At 63.8% G+C, this 17410-nt stretch carries 16 protein-coding genes; 8 read left to right on the top strand and 8 right to left on the bottom strand.

The genetic code is table 11. The annotated features are described in order from the left end of the window. Nucleotides 1–23 precede the first annotated feature (23 nt). The 6 genes from AAE027_RS05665 to coaD form a co-directional block, all read right to left on the bottom strand. Nucleotides 24–1355 (bottom strand): IS1182 family transposase, encoded by a 1332-nt coding sequence (locus AAE027_RS05665; RefSeq protein ID WP_370987243.1) that lies wholly within the window; start codon nucleotides 1353–1355, stop codon nucleotides 24–26. Nucleotides 1356–1517: 162 nt separating this feature from the next. Continuing rightward, nucleotides 1518–2591: a tRNA preQ1(34) S-adenosylmethionine ribosyltransferase-isomerase QueA gene (gene queA / locus AAE027_RS05660; protein ID WP_370987468.1), complete on the bottom strand. Its 1074-nt coding sequence runs from the start codon at nucleotides 2589–2591 to the stop codon at nucleotides 1518–1520. A gap of 144 nt (nucleotides 2592–2735) precedes the next feature. Next, nucleotides 2736–3200 carry a peptidylprolyl isomerase gene (locus AAE027_RS05655; protein WP_370987242.1) on the bottom strand — a complete coding sequence of 155 codons (465 nt, stop codon included), beginning with the start codon at nucleotides 3198–3200 and terminating at the stop codon, nucleotides 2736–2738. Next, complete coding sequence (locus AAE027_RS05650; RefSeq protein WP_370987241.1) at nucleotides 3197–3607, bottom strand: hypothetical protein; 411 nt, start codon at nucleotides 3605–3607, stop codon at nucleotides 3197–3199. Before AAE027_RS05650 ends, AAE027_RS05655 begins: the two co-directional genes overlap by 4 nt. 9 nt (nucleotides 3608–3616) lie before the next feature. Then, nucleotides 3617–4180: a peptidylprolyl isomerase gene (locus AAE027_RS05645; protein ID WP_249761519.1), complete on the bottom strand. Its 564-nt coding sequence runs from the start codon at nucleotides 4178–4180 to the stop codon at nucleotides 3617–3619. A 38-nt stretch (nucleotides 4181–4218) separates the two neighbouring features. Continuing rightward, nucleotides 4219–4713 carry a pantetheine-phosphate adenylyltransferase gene (coaD, locus tag AAE027_RS05640; RefSeq protein ID WP_091897761.1) on the bottom strand — a complete coding sequence of 165 codons (495 nt, stop codon included), beginning with the start codon at nucleotides 4711–4713 and terminating at the stop codon, nucleotides 4219–4221. Between the two features lie 247 nt (nucleotides 4714–4960). Between coaD and AAE027_RS05635 the strand changes: the two genes are divergently transcribed. The 6 genes from AAE027_RS05635 to AAE027_RS05610 all read left to right on the top strand — a co-directional run bounded on the left by AAE027_RS05635 (nucleotide 4961) and on the right by AAE027_RS05610 (nucleotide 11549). After that, on the top strand, nucleotides 4961–5218 hold the full coding sequence (locus tag AAE027_RS05635; protein ID WP_370987240.1) for a hypothetical protein: 258 nt from the start codon (nucleotides 4961–4963) through the stop codon (nucleotides 5216–5218). 199 nt (nucleotides 5219–5417) lie between these two features. Continuing rightward, a complete protein-coding gene (locus AAE027_RS05630; RefSeq protein ID WP_370987467.1) occupies nucleotides 5418–7271 on the top strand; it encodes a potassium transporter Kup in 1854 nt (617 codons plus the stop codon). 86 nt (nucleotides 7272–7357) lie between these two features. After that, nucleotides 7358–8707 (top strand): acyltransferase family protein, encoded by a 1350-nt coding sequence (locus AAE027_RS05625; RefSeq protein WP_370987239.1) that lies wholly within the window; start codon nucleotides 7358–7360, stop codon nucleotides 8705–8707. Between the two features lie 10 nt (nucleotides 8708–8717). Then, nucleotides 8718–9851: an ABC transporter permease gene (locus tag AAE027_RS05620; protein WP_370987238.1), complete on the top strand. Its 1134-nt coding sequence runs from the start codon at nucleotides 8718–8720 to the stop codon at nucleotides 9849–9851. Then, nucleotides 9848–10582: an ABC transporter ATP-binding protein gene (locus AAE027_RS05615; protein ID WP_370987237.1), complete on the top strand. Its 735-nt coding sequence runs from the start codon at nucleotides 9848–9850 to the stop codon at nucleotides 10580–10582. Before AAE027_RS05620 ends, AAE027_RS05615 begins: the two co-directional genes overlap by 4 nt. 31 nt (nucleotides 10583–10613) lie before the next feature. Continuing rightward, nucleotides 10614–11549, top strand: a complete 936-nt coding sequence (locus tag AAE027_RS05610; RefSeq protein ID WP_370987236.1) for an alpha/beta hydrolase — start codon at nucleotides 10614–10616, stop codon at nucleotides 11547–11549. An 81-nt stretch (nucleotides 11550–11630) separates the two neighbouring features. Here the strand turns inward: AAE027_RS05610 and gyrA are convergent, their stop codons facing one another. Together gyrA and AAE027_RS05600 are read right to left on the bottom strand one after the other, a co-directional pair. Then, the gene (gene gyrA / locus AAE027_RS05605) at nucleotides 11631–14375 is read right to left on the bottom strand and encodes a DNA gyrase subunit A (RefSeq protein ID WP_370987235.1); all 2745 of its coding nucleotides are present in this window, start codon (nucleotides 14373–14375) and stop codon (nucleotides 11631–11633) included. 358 nt (nucleotides 14376–14733) lie between these two features. After that, nucleotides 14734–15228, bottom strand: a complete 495-nt coding sequence (locus tag AAE027_RS05600) for a single-stranded DNA-binding protein (RefSeq protein WP_091897737.1) — start codon at nucleotides 15226–15228, stop codon at nucleotides 14734–14736. 451 nt (nucleotides 15229–15679) lie between these two features. On the opposite strand from AAE027_RS05600, the gene AAE027_RS05595 reads away from it, so the two are divergent. Together AAE027_RS05595 and AAE027_RS05590 are read left to right on the top strand one after the other, a co-directional pair. After that, the gene (locus tag AAE027_RS05595; RefSeq protein WP_370987234.1) at nucleotides 15680–16450 is read left to right on the top strand and encodes an outer membrane protein; all 771 of its coding nucleotides are present in this window, start codon (nucleotides 15680–15682) and stop codon (nucleotides 16448–16450) included. Between the two features lie 233 nt (nucleotides 16451–16683). Then, nucleotides 16684–17355: an outer membrane protein gene (locus AAE027_RS05590; protein WP_370987233.1), complete on the top strand. Its 672-nt coding sequence runs from the start codon at nucleotides 16684–16686 to the stop codon at nucleotides 17353–17355. Nucleotides 17356–17410: the final 55 nt, after the last annotated feature.

Here is a 17410-nt window from a genome sequence, read left to right as displayed (position 1 = left end):
GGCCGTCGGTATGCTGCTGCGGTCTATGCCTTTACGAGACGGTGTCCCTGCAGGATGTTGTTGGTGAGGGCGTACCAGAGCACAACGGCACGGACCTTCGCGATACCGCGCACGGTTAATTGCCTGAGGTCCCAGTTCCGCCATCGGGCATGGATGCATTCGCAGATTGTGCGGGCTTGGTACTGTGCCTTGCCGGCTTCGCTGGCCATGCGAGCACGCCAGGCCGCTACGCCAGGACCGTCGTTGCTCCGGGGTAAAAAGGGATCGACACCGCTCCTGGATTTGGGAGGAGGACAGTAAACCTCGATACCTTCGCCATGCGCCCATTCGATGTCCTCGCCACTGCAAAACCCGCCATCGGCGAGGTAGCGGCGTGGCAAGCGCTTCAGCCGAGCGCGCGTTCGCTCCAGCATCGGTCGCATCAAGCCGCGATCTGAGCCGCTGTTGTCGACATCGATCGCGACCACGATCAGTTCGCCGGCCGCGCTAGCCACCTGCACATTGTAGGCCGGACGGAAGCCGGCATCCGCCATCTTCATCACCCGTGCCTGCGGGTCGGTGGTAGAGGCCCGTGGCTCTTTTGGCTTTTTGCCGTTGCCGCCCTTGTCATCGAGCTGTTTTCGCTTGCGCTTGATCTCAGCCAGCGCCGCTTGCGCGGCCTGCACCCGCTCGCTGCGTTCCCGCGCCGCGCGCTCCTTAGCGGCCCGGATACGCCGATTGCTGGCTTCCGGATCCGCATCGACCTCGCGCTTGAGCTCTTCCACCACGGCCCCGGCCTGTGCCATCTGCCGATCCAGCGTCGCCTCCCGCCGGAACGATCCGGTTCCCGCACTCGCCCGTATCCGCACCCCGTCCTGGATCAGCTTCTCCAGATCAACCAACCCTGCCTCGTTCAGGGCCACCAGATGTTCGACCAGCAAACGGTCGAGCAAGTCGGCACAGCCGACCCGGAAGTCCGACAGCGTATGATGGTTCAAAGACACGCCGCCGCAGAGCCAGCGGTAGACGTCGTGACTGTCGCAGAGCCGGTCCAGCGCCCGCGCGCTGCCAACGCCATCGCTCGTGGCGTACAGCCAAAGCGCCAGCAGCAACCGTGGCGATGGCGCCGGATAACCCGGCCTGTTCTCCCGCGCCTTGACGCGATCTTCCAACTCGCTCAAGTCGAGCCCTTCGACATAAGCCCAGATCACCCGCACCGGATGATCCTGCCCGATCAGGCTATCGATATCGACCGCTCGCAATTCGACCTGATCGCGCACAGGCTCGCGCAGCCGAGGTGCGCCCCGCGGCACCACTTCGGTGCATGGCGCCGACTGTTCCGGCAATTCGCCAAAAAGTCCGTCGTCCGCCATCATTCTCTCCAGCAAATCAATCTGCTTAGAGAATCATATCCGCCTGACGCTCGATACGGAAAAGAGTCACAGCCTCGTAGGGTGGGCAAAGGCGCGCAAGCGCCGTGCCCACCACTTCCCTCGCGCAATCAGGAAGGATGGTGGGCACGCTTCGCTTCGCCCACCCTACGGCCCTGCTCGAAACAACAAGCACGCATCCCCGTACGAATAAAACCGATAACCAGCCGCGATGGCGTGCGCATACGCTCGCTTCATCGTCTCCAGGCCAGAGAATGCCGACACCAGCATGAACAGCGTCGACTTCGGCAAATGGAAATTGGTCAGCAGGATATCGACGGCGCGGAAGCGATAGCCGGGGGTGATGAAGATCGACGTCTCCGCGGCGAACGGCTGGATGCTGCCGTCCTCCGCGGCGGCGCTTTCCAGCAGCCGCAGTGACGTGGTGCCGACGGCGATGATGCGGCCGCCATTCTTGCGCGCGGTGTTGAGCCGCTCTGCGGCCTCGGCCGAGATCGTGCCCCACTCGGGGTGCATCTTGTGGCCTTCGGTGTCGTCCACCTTGACCGGCAGGAAGGTCCCCGCCCCGACATGCAGCGTGAGGCGGTTGATGCCGACGCCGCGGTCGCGCAGCGCCTGCTCCAGCGCCGGGGTGAAATGCAGCCCGGCCGTCGGCGCGGCGACGGCGCCTTCGTTCGCCGCAAACATGGTCTGGTAGTCGGCGAGATCCTGGTCGTCAGGCGTGCGCTTGGAGGCGATGTAGGGCGGCAGTGGCGGGCTGCCGAGATCGGCGATGGCCTGGTCGAGCGCGGGCCCGTGGAACGAGAACGACAGCGTCACCTCGCCTTCACTGCCCTTGGCTTCGACTTCGGCGTCGAGATGGCCGAGCAGGCAGACCTTGCCTTCATTGCCGAAGCGGATGCGGTCGCCGGCTGTGAGCTTCTTCGCCGGCTTCACCAGCGCCTGCCAGCGCGAGCCGTCGAGGCGCTTGATCAGGGTCGCCTCGATCCTCGGCTCGGTCTCACGCCCGATGCGACGGCCCCTCAGCTGCGCCGCGATCACCTTGGTGTCGTTGACGACGAGCTGGTCGCCTGGCTTCAACCATTGCGGCAGGTCGACGACGGTCTGGTCGCGCAACGCGCCATTCTCGACGACCAGCATCTTCGCGGAGTCGCGCGGGCTCGCCGGGCGCAACGCGATGCGCTCGGCAGGCAGGTCAAAATCAAAGAGGTCGGTGCGCATGTCGGGCCGGGCGCGGCAAAGCCAAACCCTCATGGTGAGGAAGCGCGTTAGCGCCGTCGCGAACCATGAAGGCCGAGCTGCAGCAGCGGGGCCTTCATCCTTCGAGACGCGCGTTCCGCGCTCCTCAGGATGAGGGTCGAAGGCTTATTCCTTATCCGCCGCCATCCGCGCCTTGACGATCTTGTCGGGGTTCTGCACGGGCTCGCCGCGCTTGATCTTGTCGACGTTCTCCATGCCCTCGGTGACCTTGCCCCACACCGTGTACTGGTTGTCGAGGAAGCGGGCGTCGTCGAAGCAGATGAAGAACTGGCTGTCGCCGGAGTCGGGGTTGGCGGCGCGCGCCATCGACGCGGTGCCGCGCACATGCGGCTCCTTGTTGAACTCGGCCTTCAGCTTCTTGCCGGAGCCGCCGGTGCCGGTGCCCTGCGGGCAGCCGGTCTGCGCCATGAAGCCGTCGATCACGCGATGGAATACGATGCCGTCGTAAAAGCCCTCGCGGACCAGCGCCTTGATGCGCGCGACATGACCGGGCGCCAGATCAGGCCGCATCTCGATGGTGACGGGGCCCTGCGTGGTCTCGAGGATCAGGGTGTTTTCGGTGACGCTCATGCTCGTCTCTCTTGCGTTGGGGGTGAAGTCTTCCGGGTGCGGAACTGGATCGCGAATGGACGCCCCGCAGCAGCGCCAGCCATTGTATCGGTAAATGGCACCGGCGTGCAGCGTTGCAACGTTTCCATCACCGCGATCCGGTATTGCAGCCGGTCATTGTCGGAAGCCTCCGCGGATTCGTAGGTAATCCGCGGATGGCCCAGAATGTTTCCGGCCCGGTTAAAGCTCACGACGACGGTAATGTCGAGTGGGCGCGCCTTGGCCGGCGGCGGCGGCTTCCAGCAGGTGCGCAGATGCCGGAAAATGTCCTGGATGGTGTTGACCTGCGCGTTTTCGGCGGTCGCAGTGGGGATGCCGAGCAGCAGCATCGCGGCAACCAGCAGGAGCTTGCCACCGCGGCGCGCCATCGTCCTCTCCTACTTGATGTCGGATGCGACTTGCACCTTCACCATCTTGTCGGGATCGGTGACGGTGCCGCCGGCCGAGCCGGGCGGTGCCTTCTTCAGCTTGTCGACGACGTCCATGCCCTGCACGACCTCGCCGATCACCGTGTACTGGTTATCGAGGCTGCCGCCGTCGGCGAACATGATGAAGAACTGCGAGTTGGCACTGTCGACGCTGTCACCGCGCCGCGCCATCCCGACGATGCCGCGTGCAAAGTGCACCTTGGAGAATTCCTGCTTCAGGTTCGGATATTTCGAGCCGCCGGTGCCGTTGCCGTTCTGGCCATCGCCGGTCTGCGCCATGAAGCCGTCCATCACGCGGTGAAACGGCACGTTGTTGTAGAAGCCCTCACGCGCAAGCTGCTTGATGCGCTCGGCGTGCTGGGGCGCGATGTCCGTCCGGAGCTTGATGACGATGCGGCCCTTGGTGCTGTCGATGACGATGGCGTTGGCCTTGTCGAGGTTCGCCGGCAATTGCTGCGCCACCGCCGGCACCGCGAACACAAGCGCGGCAAGAACTGCGAGAATTCGGATCATGACAACTCCGGTCAGATGAGAGAGGAAGCGCGCCGGTATCAGGCGAATTTTGCTTTGAGCTGTGCCGCAACCAGCGGCGGGACGAAGGCCGAGACGTCTCCGCCCATGCCGGCGATCTGGCGCACCAAAGTGGCGGTGATCGGGCGAACCATGGGAGAGGCCGGCAGGAAGACCGTATGCACCTCCGGCGCCATGGCCTCGTTCATGCCGGCAAGCTGCATCTCGTAATCGAGGTCGCTGCCGTCGCGCAGGCCCCGGATCATGATGGTCGCACCGTGCTTGCGCGCCGAGGTGACCGACAGATCGTCAAAGGTCACCGCTTCGAACACGCAGCCGGCCTGGGCCGCCACCGGCCCGCAGACGTCGTGCAGCATCTTCAGCCGCTCCTCGGTCGAGAACAGCGGCTTCTTGCCGGGGTGGACCCCGATCGCGACAACCAGCCTGTCGCACAGCGACACGCTGTGCCGGACCACGTCCAGATGGCCGTTGGTGATGGGGTCGAAGGAACCGGGATAGAAGGCGATGCGCGGCATGGTCTCCTCCTACCGCGCCCGGCCCGGCCCGGCAAGCCGGGCGGGTTCCCTGGCGGTTTTTCCGCAAAACCATGTCGGAATCGCCCGAATTGTTTCGTCCTGAGGGCGGCCACGAAACAAAGGGCGCAGCAACGAAACCATTTCCCGCTCCGGCGAAGACGTCTGGAAACTGGCCATGGTTACTTATCCAGCCAACGAATGACGGGCCGCACACAAGGCGCAGCGGCCGCATCACAGGGGACTGTCAATGATCAAGGCTCTTTCGGCGATCGCCATCTCTGCATGTGTTGCTGCCGCCCTCACCCTCCTGCCCGGCTTCGCCCCGACGGTCGAAGCCAGCGTGCCGCAGCCGCTGGCGAAGAGCGACCGGCTCGACATCCGCAGCATCGGCAAGGACTGCTCGCAGCAGGCCTGGCCGAACTTCGAAACCTCGTGCCTGCGCCGCGCCGGCACCAAGGCCAATGTCCGTGAGGCACGCCTCGTGACCGCTGATCGGACCCCGTAGTCGGATCTGTCAGCTTCGCGTCAGCTAGTCCGCTATCAACCCAACACAACCCCATGGATATTTGCGACGTCTCGTCGCAGACTGCGTGATGCTCGCGCCCGTCGGAATGGCCCGCCGGGCGCGTTTCCATCGGGGGTCGCCATTGTCCAGTACGCCCGCAGTCGCTTCCGGCCACCATCCCGATCCGCTGCCGCTTGCCATGACCATGGGCGCCCTCGGGGTGGTCTATGGCGATATCGGCACCAGCCCCCTCTATGCCCTGAAGGAAGCCGCCAAGGCGGCTGCCCATGGCGGCACATTAAGTCACGATGCTGTCCTGGGGGTTGCCTCGCTGATCCTCTGGGCGCTGCTGCTGATCATCTCGCTGAAATACGCGCTGCTGATCCTGCGCGCGGACAACCGCGGCGAAGGCGGCATCGTCGCGCTGCTGGCGCTGCTGCATGCCCGCAACGCCCAGCCCGGCACCTGGCGGGCGCATCTGCTGGTCGTCGGGCTCGTCGGCGCCGCCTTGCTCTACGGCGACGGCGCGATCACACCCGCGATCTCCGTGCTCAGCGCCATCGAAGGCCTCAAGGTCGACGCCCCCTCGCTTGCGCCCGTGGTCGTGCCCGTCACCATCGCCATCCTGATCGGCCTGTTCATGATGCAGAAGCAGGGCACCGGCTTCATCGGCCGCATCTTCGGCCCGGTGATGCTGACCTGGTTCGTCGTGCTGGCCGCGCTTGGCATCCACGGCATCGTCAAGGCTCCGGCGGTGCTGGCGGCGCTGAGCCCGTTCTATGCCTTCGACTTCCTGATCCACCAGGATTTCCATGTCTCCTTCGGAATTCTCGGCGCGGCCTTCCTGGCGGTGACCGGGGGCGAAGCCATGTATGCCGACATGGGGCATTTCGGCCGTTTCCCGATCCGGCTCGCCTGGTTCGCGGTGTGCCTGCCCGCGCTGGTGCTGAACTATTTCGGCCAGGCCGCGCTCCTGATCACCGATCCCGCCATGATCGAGAACCCGTTCTTCCAGCTCTGCCCCGACGCCCTGCACTATCCGCTGGTCGCCTTCTCGGCGGTTGCCACCGTGATCGCCTCGCAGGCGATCATCTCCGGCGTGTTCTCGCTGACCCAGCAATCGATCCAGCTCGGCTTCCTGCCGCGCATGCTGATCCGTCACACCACGAGCGCTGCGATCGGACAGATCTATGTGCCGCTGGTGAATTGGCTGCTCGCCGCCGCGACGCTGGGAGCGGTCCTGAGCTTCGGCACGTCCGACGCGCTCGCCGGCGCCTACGGCATCGCGGTGTCGCTGCTGATGGCGATCACCACGCTGCTCGCAGCTCTGGTGGCGATCCAATGGGGCTATTCGCCCTGGCTCGTGGTGGCCGTGAACGGCGCCTTCTTCGTGATCGACGTGATCTTCTTCTCGGCCAATTCGATCAAGTTGTTCGAGGGCGGCTGGTTTCCGCTACTGCTCGCCGGCCTCGTCGCGTTCCTGATGCTGACGTGGCGCGCCGGCGTGAAGCTGGTCGAGGCGGCCCGCGCGCGGCTGCGCCAGCCCGAGGAGGACCTGATCGAGACGGCCATCAACAAATGCCGCGCCAGGCTGCCCGGGACCGCCGTGTTCCTGGCCTCCGCGCAGCGCGGCGTGCCGCTGGCGCTGACCCAGTTCGTCAAGCACAACCGCGTGCTGCACGAACGCGTGCTGCTGGTCACCGTGCTGATCGAGGAGTCTCCGCACATTCCCGACGACGAACGCGCCGAGATCATCGACATCATCCCCGGCATCACCCGCGTGATCCTGCATTATGGCTTCATGCAGAACCCCACGATCTATGAGGGACTGAAGCTTACTTGCTGCCAGGGCAAGCTGCCCGGCATCGACCTCTCCGACATCACCTACTACGTCGGCCGCGAGACCATTATCCCGAGCGAGGACGTCCCGGGCATGTGGGTCTGGCGCGAAGGCGTGTTCGCCTTCCTCCAGCGCAACGCCGAACGCTCCGCCGCGTTCTTCGGCGTGCCGACCAAGCAAGTGGTGGAGTTCGGCACGGAGCTCGAGATTTAGCCGACGCGCTGCGCGCATCGCGTGGCGAGAATGCGCGCAGCGATGCCCCACCGGCACCGGCTGCGACAAGACCCGCGCTGACGAGCATGCCGGCGCGCCGGGCGCTGGAGGCGTTGGCTTCAGCAAAACAGCGTCCGCTGCCCGGCGAATTGGAACCAGGTGGATCGCCTTCGGTTGGTTCCGGCGAGATCAATCCTGGGCCGGTGCTCCCCATGAACCCTGGCGCCAACGTCACATTCAGCAACTTGCGCGCTGTCGTCATCCTGATCGTGGTCGCCTTCCATTCGGCCCTTCCCTACCTCGCCTCTCAGCCGCCGCATCCGTTCGCCTTCGACGCGCCGCCCTATCGGTGGATCGCGTTTCCGATCATCGACCGCGAGCGCTGGTTCGGGCTGGACCTGTTCTGCGCATGGCAGGACGTCAGCTTGATGTCCCTGATGTTCCTTTTGGCGGGCCTGTTCACCCCGCACGGACTCATCCGCAAGGGTGGCCCCGCCTATCTCGCGGAGCGCTGGTGGCGAATTGGATTGCCCTTCGTCCTGGCGGTCACGTTTCTCAGTCCGGTGGCGTACTACGCCTCATATCTGACGACCGCGACCGACCCATCGCCTGCGGCGTTTTGGCAGCACTGGCGCGCTCTACCGATGTGGCCCGCGGGCCCGCAATGGTTCTTGTGGCAGCTTCTGTTGCTCAGCGGCCTGGCTGCTGCACTGCATGAACTCATGCCATCATGGCCACGAGCCGCGAGCCTCATCGTCGCCAAGTGCGACGATCGTCCCCTGCTCTTCTTCGCAGGTCTGACCAGTCTGTCGGCACTGGCCTATGTCCCCCTCGCAATGATCTTCACGCCCTGGGAATGGACCTTTCTCGGCCCATTGTCTTTCCAGCTAAGCCGCCCGCTGCACTATCTCCTCTATTTCTCTGCGGGACTCGCCATCGGCGGCTACGGCTGCGATCGAAGTATCTTCCGCATCGACGGCCCAATCGCGCGCCACTGGCCCACCTGGGTTGCCGCAGCATGTGCCTGCTTTGCACTATGGGGCGGGCTGACCTCGCTGACGATGCCGGATTGGAATGCCAGCCCGCCCGCATACCGTCTCGCCGCGGCTTTCGCCTTTCCCCCTGCATGCGCAACAGGCGTGATCGCTTTCGTGGCCAGTTCGCTGGCATTGTTGCGTCGCCGCTCGGCGCTCGCCGATAGTCTTTCGACCAATGCCTACGGCATCTACCTCACGCATTACCCGTTCGTGCTGTGGCTGCAATATGCGCTGCTCGGCACGAGACTGAATGCCGTCGCCAAAGCCGCATTCGTCCTCATCGTGGCACTGGCTCTGAGCTGGGCCGCGAGCGGATTCCTCGCCGCAGGCGTCAGACTGCTGGCGCACCGGCATTCCGGACTCCCGGGCAAGGGCGCTATCTCAGATCAACCTCGATGACGGAACGTCCATGTCACTGGTCCCGACGCTCGCGTCCCGCAATCTCTTCCACGATCGCCTGCGTTTTGTCGCGACACTCGTAGGCATCGTATTTTCGGTCGTCCTGGTGATGATCCAGATGGGCCTGTTCCTGGGCTTCGGTCGCATGGTGACAACGATGATCGACCATGCGTCAGCCGATCTCTGGGTGCTACCGAAGGGAGCGAAATGCTTTGAGGATCCTTCGTTGCTGGATGCGAAGCTGCGCGACAAGGTCGCATCCGTCGATGGCGTCGCCTCCGTGGTCCCGCTGGTCATCGGCTTCTCGGACTGGCGCCTCGAGAGCGGCGAGATGACACCCATCTTTGTTGTCGGCGCCGATTTGCGTGATGGAAGCCTGAGGCCATGGAACGTGGTCGAGGGTGACGTTCGCGCGCTCTCGCAAAATGGAGCCGTGGTCGTCGACCGCTCCTACTACGAACGCCTCGGCGTCTCAAAAATCGGATCAACGGCCGAGATCCGCGGCCGCCGCGTGAAGGTCGTGGCCTTGACCGACGGCATCCGCTCCTTCACCACGACGCCCTATGTCTTCGTCGACCTGAAAAACGCTCGCACCTACACCGGAGCCTTTCCCGATCGCGCCAGCAACCTCCTGGTTCGCCTCAAGCCGGACGCCGACCGCGACACAGTTCTTAAGGCCGTTCGAGCTCAGGTTGGTGAGCACGAGGTGCTTACGACGGATGAATTCCGAAGCCGTAGCCGCTCGTTCTGGCTGTTCGGGACGGGCGCCGGCGCTGCGCTGTTTGCCGGCGCATTGCTGGGGGTGATCGTCGGCACCGTCATCGTCGCGCAAACACTCTATTCGAGCACCAAGGATCACCTCAGTGAATTCGCCACCCTGCGGGCAATGGGTTCGTCGAATGCATATATCTACAGGGTCATCATCTATCAGGCGCTCCTCAACGCGATCATCGGCTTCATCATTGCGACCGCGATCGGCGCTGTCGTTGTGGAGATGACTGCCAAGAGCGCGTTGCCCATCGTCATCACGCCGTGGCTAATTGCAGCCCTGTTCGTGCTGACGGTCGTGATGTGCGTAGCGTCGGCGATCGGCGCAATCGTGCGTGTGGTGCGGATCGATCCAGCAACGGTATTCATGCGATGAACGAAATCATCATTGAGGCCACCGCGATCAAGAAAACGCTTGGGCGTGGCGCTGGCGAGGTGAAGGCGCTGCGCGGGATCGACCTCACGCTGCGACGCGGCGAGTTCACACTGCTGATGGGACCGTCGGGCAGCGGCAAGACGACGCTGCTGCTCGTGCTCGGATGCATGCTGGCACCAAGTTCGGGCACGCTCACCGTGTGCGGTACGCCCACGTCGGGCGTCGACAAGGAGGGACTGGCCAGAATCAGGCGCGACCATATCGGCTTTGTGTTCCAGTCCTATCATCTGTTTCCGACGCTCACCGCTGCACAGAACGTGCAACTCGCCCTCGACATCCGTCATGAGAGTGGACGCAAGGCCAGGAAACGGGCGCGGGAAGCACTGAACCTGGTTGGTCTGGAGCAGAAGGCCGATACCTTGCCGGGCGAGCTCAGCGGCGGTGAGCAGCAGAGGGTCGCGATCGCGCGAGCCTTTGTCGCCAATCCCTCGGTCATTCTCGCCGACGAGCCAACTGCCGCGCTCGACGGCAATAACGGGCGAAGCATCATGCGGATTCTCGCCGATGCAGCCCATCAGCGCGAGCGCGCCGTGCTCGTCGTGACGCATGATCCGCGGGTCATTCCCTTTGCGGATCGCATCGTCGAGATCGAGGATGGCCTGCTGGTCGACACCGGATCCGGCGAACCCGAGCGGCTGCACCTGCCAAAGGCGGCCGCATTCAGGCCGTAAGACCCAAGCGAATGAAGCAAGAGGACGCACCATGAGCTTGCGCGCGGAAATGCTGCGTCTCGGTATCCGCATGTTCCTGAAACGGCACCGTCAGCCATTCGATGTCGGGACGTGGCGGGCCAACATGCATCGCATGGAGCGATGGGTGCCTCGTCCGCCACGCAGCACAAAGACAAGCGTCGTGCAGGCGAGTCACCTCAGACTACACCGGATCGCCACCCCGGCGTCGCACCCGGGACGCAACGTGCTATATCTTCATGGCGGCGCCTATGTCTCGGGCGCGCCGATCTACTACCGGCATTTTACCTGGCGCATTGCCAATGTGACCAAATCGACGGTCTGGGCCCTTGAATATCGCCTCGCACCCGAACATCCGTTTCCGGCCGCACTGGACGACGCCGTAGCGGGTTTTCTCTGGCTCGCCGGCGAGACGGGCGATCCAGGCGAACTCTTCGTGATGGGTGATTCAGCCGGTGGAGGATTGGCCCTGTGCCTTCTCATGAGGCTGCGTGACGAACGCAAGCCGCTTCCTGTCGCCGTAGTTGCCATGTCACCCTGGACCGATCTCGCGCTCACCGCGCCCTCGTTGATCGAGAATGCCGCATCAGATCCGATGTTGAACGTGCACGATGTTCCGGAATTCGTGCGTTGCTATCTGGCAGGCGCCGACCCGTATAACCCCCATGCCTCGCCGCTCTATGGCGATGCGTTCGGCCTTCCGCCGGTGCTGATCCATGTCGGCAGCGACGAGATCCTGCGGGATGACGCGGTCCGCATGGCCGACAAGCTGAAACAAGGTAATCCGCGGAGCCGCCTGGAGGTCTGGCCGCGCATGCCGCACGTCTTCCAGCTCTTCGTTCCGGTGCTGCCGGAAGCCCATGCGGCCATCGCTCAGATCGGAGAATTCATCTCCAACCTGCGTTGCGATACAGCTTCGTCGGCGCCCGGGCCAGCCGAAGCGCGATGAGATCAGGATGAATCGTCATCGCGCTTATTGTTTGAGCATGATCTTTTCGGAAAACCGCTGCGCGCTTTTCCGGATCATGCGCTAGGCTCCACCGCCGTTGCCGTTCTCTCCATTCCCGCTCTCGGCCTCTTCCGTGATGTGCTCGACCGAGACGACGTGCTCGTCCTCGGCCGTGTCGAACACGATCACGCCCTGCGTCGAGCGGCCGGCGATGCGGATGCCTTCGACCGGGCAGCGGATCAGCTGGCCCTTGTCGGTGACCAGCATGATCTGGTCGGCGTCTTCCACCGGGAATGAGGCCACGAGGTTGCCGTTGCGGTTGTTGACGCTCATGGCGACGATACCTTTGCCGCCGCGGCCCGTGGTGCGGTACTCGTAGGACGAGGTGCGCTTGCCGTAACCGTTGACCGACACGGTGAGCACGACCTGCTCCTGCGCCGACATCTCGGCGTAACGCTCCTGGGCCAGCTGGAAGCTGCCGGAGGCCTCCTCGGCCTCGCCGTCCACGGCGGTCTCCTCAGTCGCAGCTTCGCCGGCGACCGCACGGCGCATCTTCAGATAGGCCGAGCGCTCGTCCGAGGTGGTCTCGACATGGCGCAGGATCGCCAGCGAAATCACCTTGTCGCCCTCGCCAAGCGCGACGCCGCGCACGCCCATCGAGGTGCGCCCGGTGAACACGCGCACGTCGGTGACGGGGAAGCGGATGCACTGGCCGCCGGCCGCCGTCAGCAGCACGTCATCGCGCTCGGTGCAGATCTGCACGTCGACGATCGCCTCGTTGTCGTCGAGCTTCATCGCGATGATGCCGGAACGGCGGACATCGACGAAGTCGGACAGCTTGTTGCGCCGCACGTTACCGCCTGTGGTGGCGAACATCACGTCGAGGTTGGCCCAGGTCGATTCATCCTCGGGCAGCGGCATGATGGTGGTGATGCGCTCGCCCTGCTCCAGCGGCAGGATGTTGATCAGCGCCTTGCCGCGCGCGTTCGGCGCGGCCATCGGCAGGCGCCAGACCTTTTCCTTGTAGACCTGGCCGCGCGAGGAGAAGAACAGCACCGGCGTGTGCGTGGAGGCCACGAACAAGCGGCTGACGAAATCCTCGTCGCGGGTCTGCATGCCGGCGCGGCCCTTGCCGCCGCGGCGCTGCGCCCGGTAGGCCGACAGCGGCACGCGCTTGACGTAGCCGGCGTGCGAGACGGTGACGACCATGTCCTCGCGCTGGATCAGGTCCTCGTCCTCGACCTCGCCTTCCTGCTCCATGATCACGGTGCGGCGCGGCGTGGCGAACTCGGCCTTCACCTCGGCGAGCTCGGTCTTGATGATCTCGAGGATGCGGGCGCGCGAGCGCAGGATCTCGAGATAGTCGCCGATCTCGCCGGCGAGTTTTGACAGCTCGTCGCCGATCTCGTCGCGGCCGAGCGCAGTGAGACGTGCCAGGCGCAGTTCCAGGATGGCCTTGGCCTGATCCAGTGACAGGCGGATGGTGCCGTCCGCGTTGATGCGGTGGCGCGGATCGTCGATCAACGTGATGATGTCCTCGACGTCGCGCGCCGGCCAGTCGCGCGTCATCAGGGTGTCGCGCGCAGCGGCCGGCGTCGGCGAGGTGCGGATCACCCTGATGATCTCGTCGATGTTGGCGACCGCGATGGCGAGGCCGACCTGCTCATGCGCGCGCTCGCGCGCCTTGCGCAGCTTGTACTTGGTCCGGCGCGTGACGACCTGCTCGCGAAAGCCGACGAAGATCGTCAGCATATCCTTCAGGTTCATCGTCTGCGGACGGCCGGAATCGAGCGCGACGGCGTTGACGCCGAAACTCGTCTGCAGCGGCGTGAACTTGTAGAGCTGATTCAGCACCACGTCGGGCACGGCATCGCGCTTGAGCTCGACGACGACGCGATAGCCCTCGCGGTCGGACTCGTCACGCAGATCGGAGATGCCCTCGATCTTCTTTTCCTTGTAGAGTTCGGCGATGCGCTCGACCATCGTCGCCTTGTTCACCTGATACGGTATCTCGGTGATGACGATCGCCTCGCGCTCCTTGCGGATCGTCTCGAACGTGACCTTGCCGCGCATCACGATGGAGCCGCGGCCGAGATGGTAGGCGCTGCGGATGCCCTGCCGGCCGAGAATGATGCCGCCGGTCGGGAAATCCGGGCCCGGGATGATGTTGTTGAGCTCGTCGATGGTCAGCGACGGATTGTCGATCAACGCCAGGCAGGCATCGATGACCTCGCCGAGATTGTGCGGCGGGATGTTGGTGGCCATGCCGACCGCGATGCCGCCAGCGCCGTTGACCAGCAGGTTCGGGAACCGCGCCGGCAGGACCACCGGCTCCTTGGTCGAGCCGTCGTAATTGTCCTGGAAGTCGACGGTCTCGTTGTCGATGTCGTCGAGCAGCTTCAGCGCGATCTTGGTCAGGCGCGACTCGGTGTAGCGCATCGCCGCCGGCGGATCGCCGTCGACCGAGCCGAAATTGCCCTGCCCGTCCACCAGCAGTTCGCGCATCGAGAACGGCTGCGCCATGCGCACCAGCGCGTCGTAGATCGCCTGGTCGCCATGCGGATGGTATTGGCCCATGACGTCGCCGACGATACCGGCCGACTTCTTGTGCTTCTTGTCCGGCGTATAGCCTTCCTCGTTCATCGAGAACAGGATGCGGCGATGCACCGGCTTCAGGCCGTCGCGCGCATCGGGCAGCGCGCGCGACACGATCACGCTCATGGCGTAATCGAGATAGGACTTCTTCATCTCGTCGAGGATGGAGACGGGGCGAATGTCCGAGGGTTGCGCCGGCTGGTCGCCGGGCTTGTTGTCGTCGTCAGCCAAGGGGAAATCCGGTGAGGTTTTATCTGGGAATCATATAGCGCATCGGGGGCCGGATAACCACCCTCGCGAAGGCCCTGGCAAGCGATTTTTCCGCCTATTTTTCCAATAACTTAAGCCATTCCGAGCACTGCTTCCGAGAGGCCCGGAATCCCCCTCCAAAATGACTTCACGCGCCTGGAAAACCGCGCAGCGAGCGGGCCCTGTCAGACGGTTTGCCCATGGGCAGCCCGAGCTCACGTCGAACATGAAGCGGGCCCGGAAAATCCGAGCCTGCCCCGCCGATTAGTAGAAATTGCTGACACGACACGCCCGGCGCAACCCGATCAGGTAATGCGCCTTGGCCGCGCGATCCGTGCTCTCAGAACGGGATATCGTCATCCATGTCGCTGTTGCGACCGCCGCCGGCGGCAACAGGACGGCGCGGTGCGCTGCTGACGGGACCGGAGGAGCCGAAATCGCCGCCCGGCTCATCGCCGAAGCTGCCGCCTCCTCCGCCGCCGCCGCGGCCGTCGAGCATCGTCAGCGTCGAGTTGAAGCCCTGGAGCACGACCTCGGTCGAGTACTTCTCGACGCCGCTCTGATCGGTCCATTTGCGAGTCTGGAGCGCGCCCTCGATGTAAACCTTGGCGCCCTTCTTCAGGTACTGCTCGGCGACCTTGCACAGCCCTTCATTGAAGATCACGACGCGATGCCACTCGGTCTTTTCCTTGCGTTCACCGGTATTCTTGTCGCGCCAAGTATCCGAGGTGGCGATGCTCAAATTCGCGATCGGCCGCCCGTCCTGGGTGCGGCGGATCTCGGGATCCTTGCCGAGATTTCCAACTAGAATGACCTTGTTGACGCTTCCCGCCATCGCCGCTCTCCACTCCAATGCCACTGAATTTCAAAGGCGAAAGTCCGCTCCTCGCGTTCCTCCGTCGCCCTGTTGAGGCGACCCTATACGCTTGCGGACGCCGCTCAGCCCATCACCCCCAAGGTTATCCCCACATATAGCATCGCCATCCGCTTCGTTCCAGATTTGTTCTTTGTGACGATTAGGGCGGACATCGGGCCCAGTCTGGGCACGATGGCGATGAAAAAGGCAGGCCTCCGGATGGAACTTTTTGGGTTCCCGAGAAACGGTAAAAACTACTTAACATTCATCAAGTTGCACTTGGCTCAATCGGTTTGCGAGTGTGGCATTTCGGAGACGGACTTTGCCCACCCCTTAGGCTACGGTTGAGTCGGACTTAGTTCATATGGGCGTCGCGCCTGATCAACCGCTTCGGGGACTTCGAGAGGCGGACGAAACTGGGGAGACTGCAATGAATAAGCTTCTGTTTGGTGCAATCGGTGTAATCGCGTTGGGCCTGTCGGCTCCTGCAGGCGCGGCGGATCTCGCGGCGCGCCCCTACACCAAAGCTCCGCCGCCGATGGTCGCCGCCATCTACGACTGGAGTGGTTTCTACATCGGTATCAACGGCGGCGGCGGCACCAGCCACAAGTGCTGGGACTTCGTGACGCCTGTGACCGGCACTCTGGTCGGCGAAGGCTGCCACAACGCGACTGGTGGCACGGTCGGTGGCCAGATTGGCTATCGCTGGCAGTCGGCCAATTGGGTGTTCGGCGTCGAGGGCCAGGGCAACTGGGCCGACTTTTCTGGCGACAATGTCAGCGCGCTGTTCGCCCTTCGCAACCGCTCGAAGATCGACTCGTTCGGTTTGATCACCGGTCAGGTCGGCTACGCCTGGAACAATGTGCTGCTCTACGTGAAGGGCGGCGGCGCCGTCGTCGGTGATCGCTACCGGACCTTCGATTTGGCGACAGGTCTCGAGTTCGACCGGGCCAACGAGACCCGTTGGGGCGGCACGGTGGGCGCGGGCATCGAGTTCGGATTCGCGCCGAACTGGTCGGTTGGCTTCGAGTACGATCACATCTTCCTCGGCAACCGCACGATCAACTTCACCGGGTCCGGCAATTTTGTCACTGCCCCGCTCGGTGTCGTCACACGCTCCGAGCGCATCAGCCAGGATGTCGATATCGGCCTGATCCGCGTGAACTACCGTTGGGGCGGTCCGCTCATCGCAAAATACTGATATCTACCTGATATCACTGAGAGATTGAAGGCCGGCCTCGCGCCGGCCTTTTGCTTGCTTGCTCTTCGGAACAATAGGTCGGCACTTGCCACGTTTTGGGGGCTGTTGTGGCTTTTCGGAGACACAACTTGCGGCTTTAGTGGTGTAAGCACGGCATTAGTTGGGCCGTTGAGTCCGCTGCCCTTCCGGCATGGAAGGCAACAACAGAAACTGGGACTGGGATTAGATTGAAGATGAAGAAGGTTTTGTTGGCTTCGGCCTGTTTGTTCGCTCTCGCTGCTCCGGCTTCGGCCGCTGATCTCGCAGCCCGCCCCTACACCAAGGCGCCGATCGCTCCGGCTGCTGTCTACAACTGGACCGGCTTCTATCTCGGTGTCGTCGGCGGCGGCGCTTGGGAAGCTACTTCGACCGACCCGAAGATGCAGGGTGGCTTCGTCGGCGGCACCGCCGGCTACAACTGGCAGACCGGCAACGTCGTGTTCGGCATCGAGGCGGATGGCGCCTGGGCTGATGTCAACGCTTCGGCGACCGCGCTTGGCATCACCGTGGCTTCCAAGACCGATGCGCTCGGCACCGTGCGTGGCCGTATCGGCTGGGCCGTCAATAACTTCCTGTTCTACGGGACCGGTGGTTACGCCTGGATCGACAACAAGATCACCCTCAGCGCGCTGGGCGTGAGCGTCTCCGACAGCAAGTGGCACTCCGGCTGGACCGTCGGTGCGGGCGTCGAAGCGTTCTTCGCTCCGCAGTGGTCGGTCAAGGGCGAGTACCTCTATCGCAGCCTCGGCAGCGAGAACTACTTCTCCAACCTCGGCACTCCGCTGGCGTCCGGCACGATCAACTTCCACACCGTGCAGGTTGGCGTGAACTATCACTTCGGCGCCCCGGTCGTCGCCAAGTACTGATCTGAAGTACTGATCTTCGCGACCGACGTCACATCGTCACGAAAGGCCGGCCTCG

Origin of the sequence: Bradyrhizobium sp. DN3 (genome assembly GCF_041357655.1) — a bacterium.
In the GTDB taxonomy this organism is placed as follows: domain Bacteria; phylum Pseudomonadota; class Alphaproteobacteria; order Rhizobiales; family Xanthobacteraceae; genus Bradyrhizobium.
Note: the sequence above shows the minus strand (reverse complement) of the source record. Positions and strands in the feature narration are given on the sequence as shown.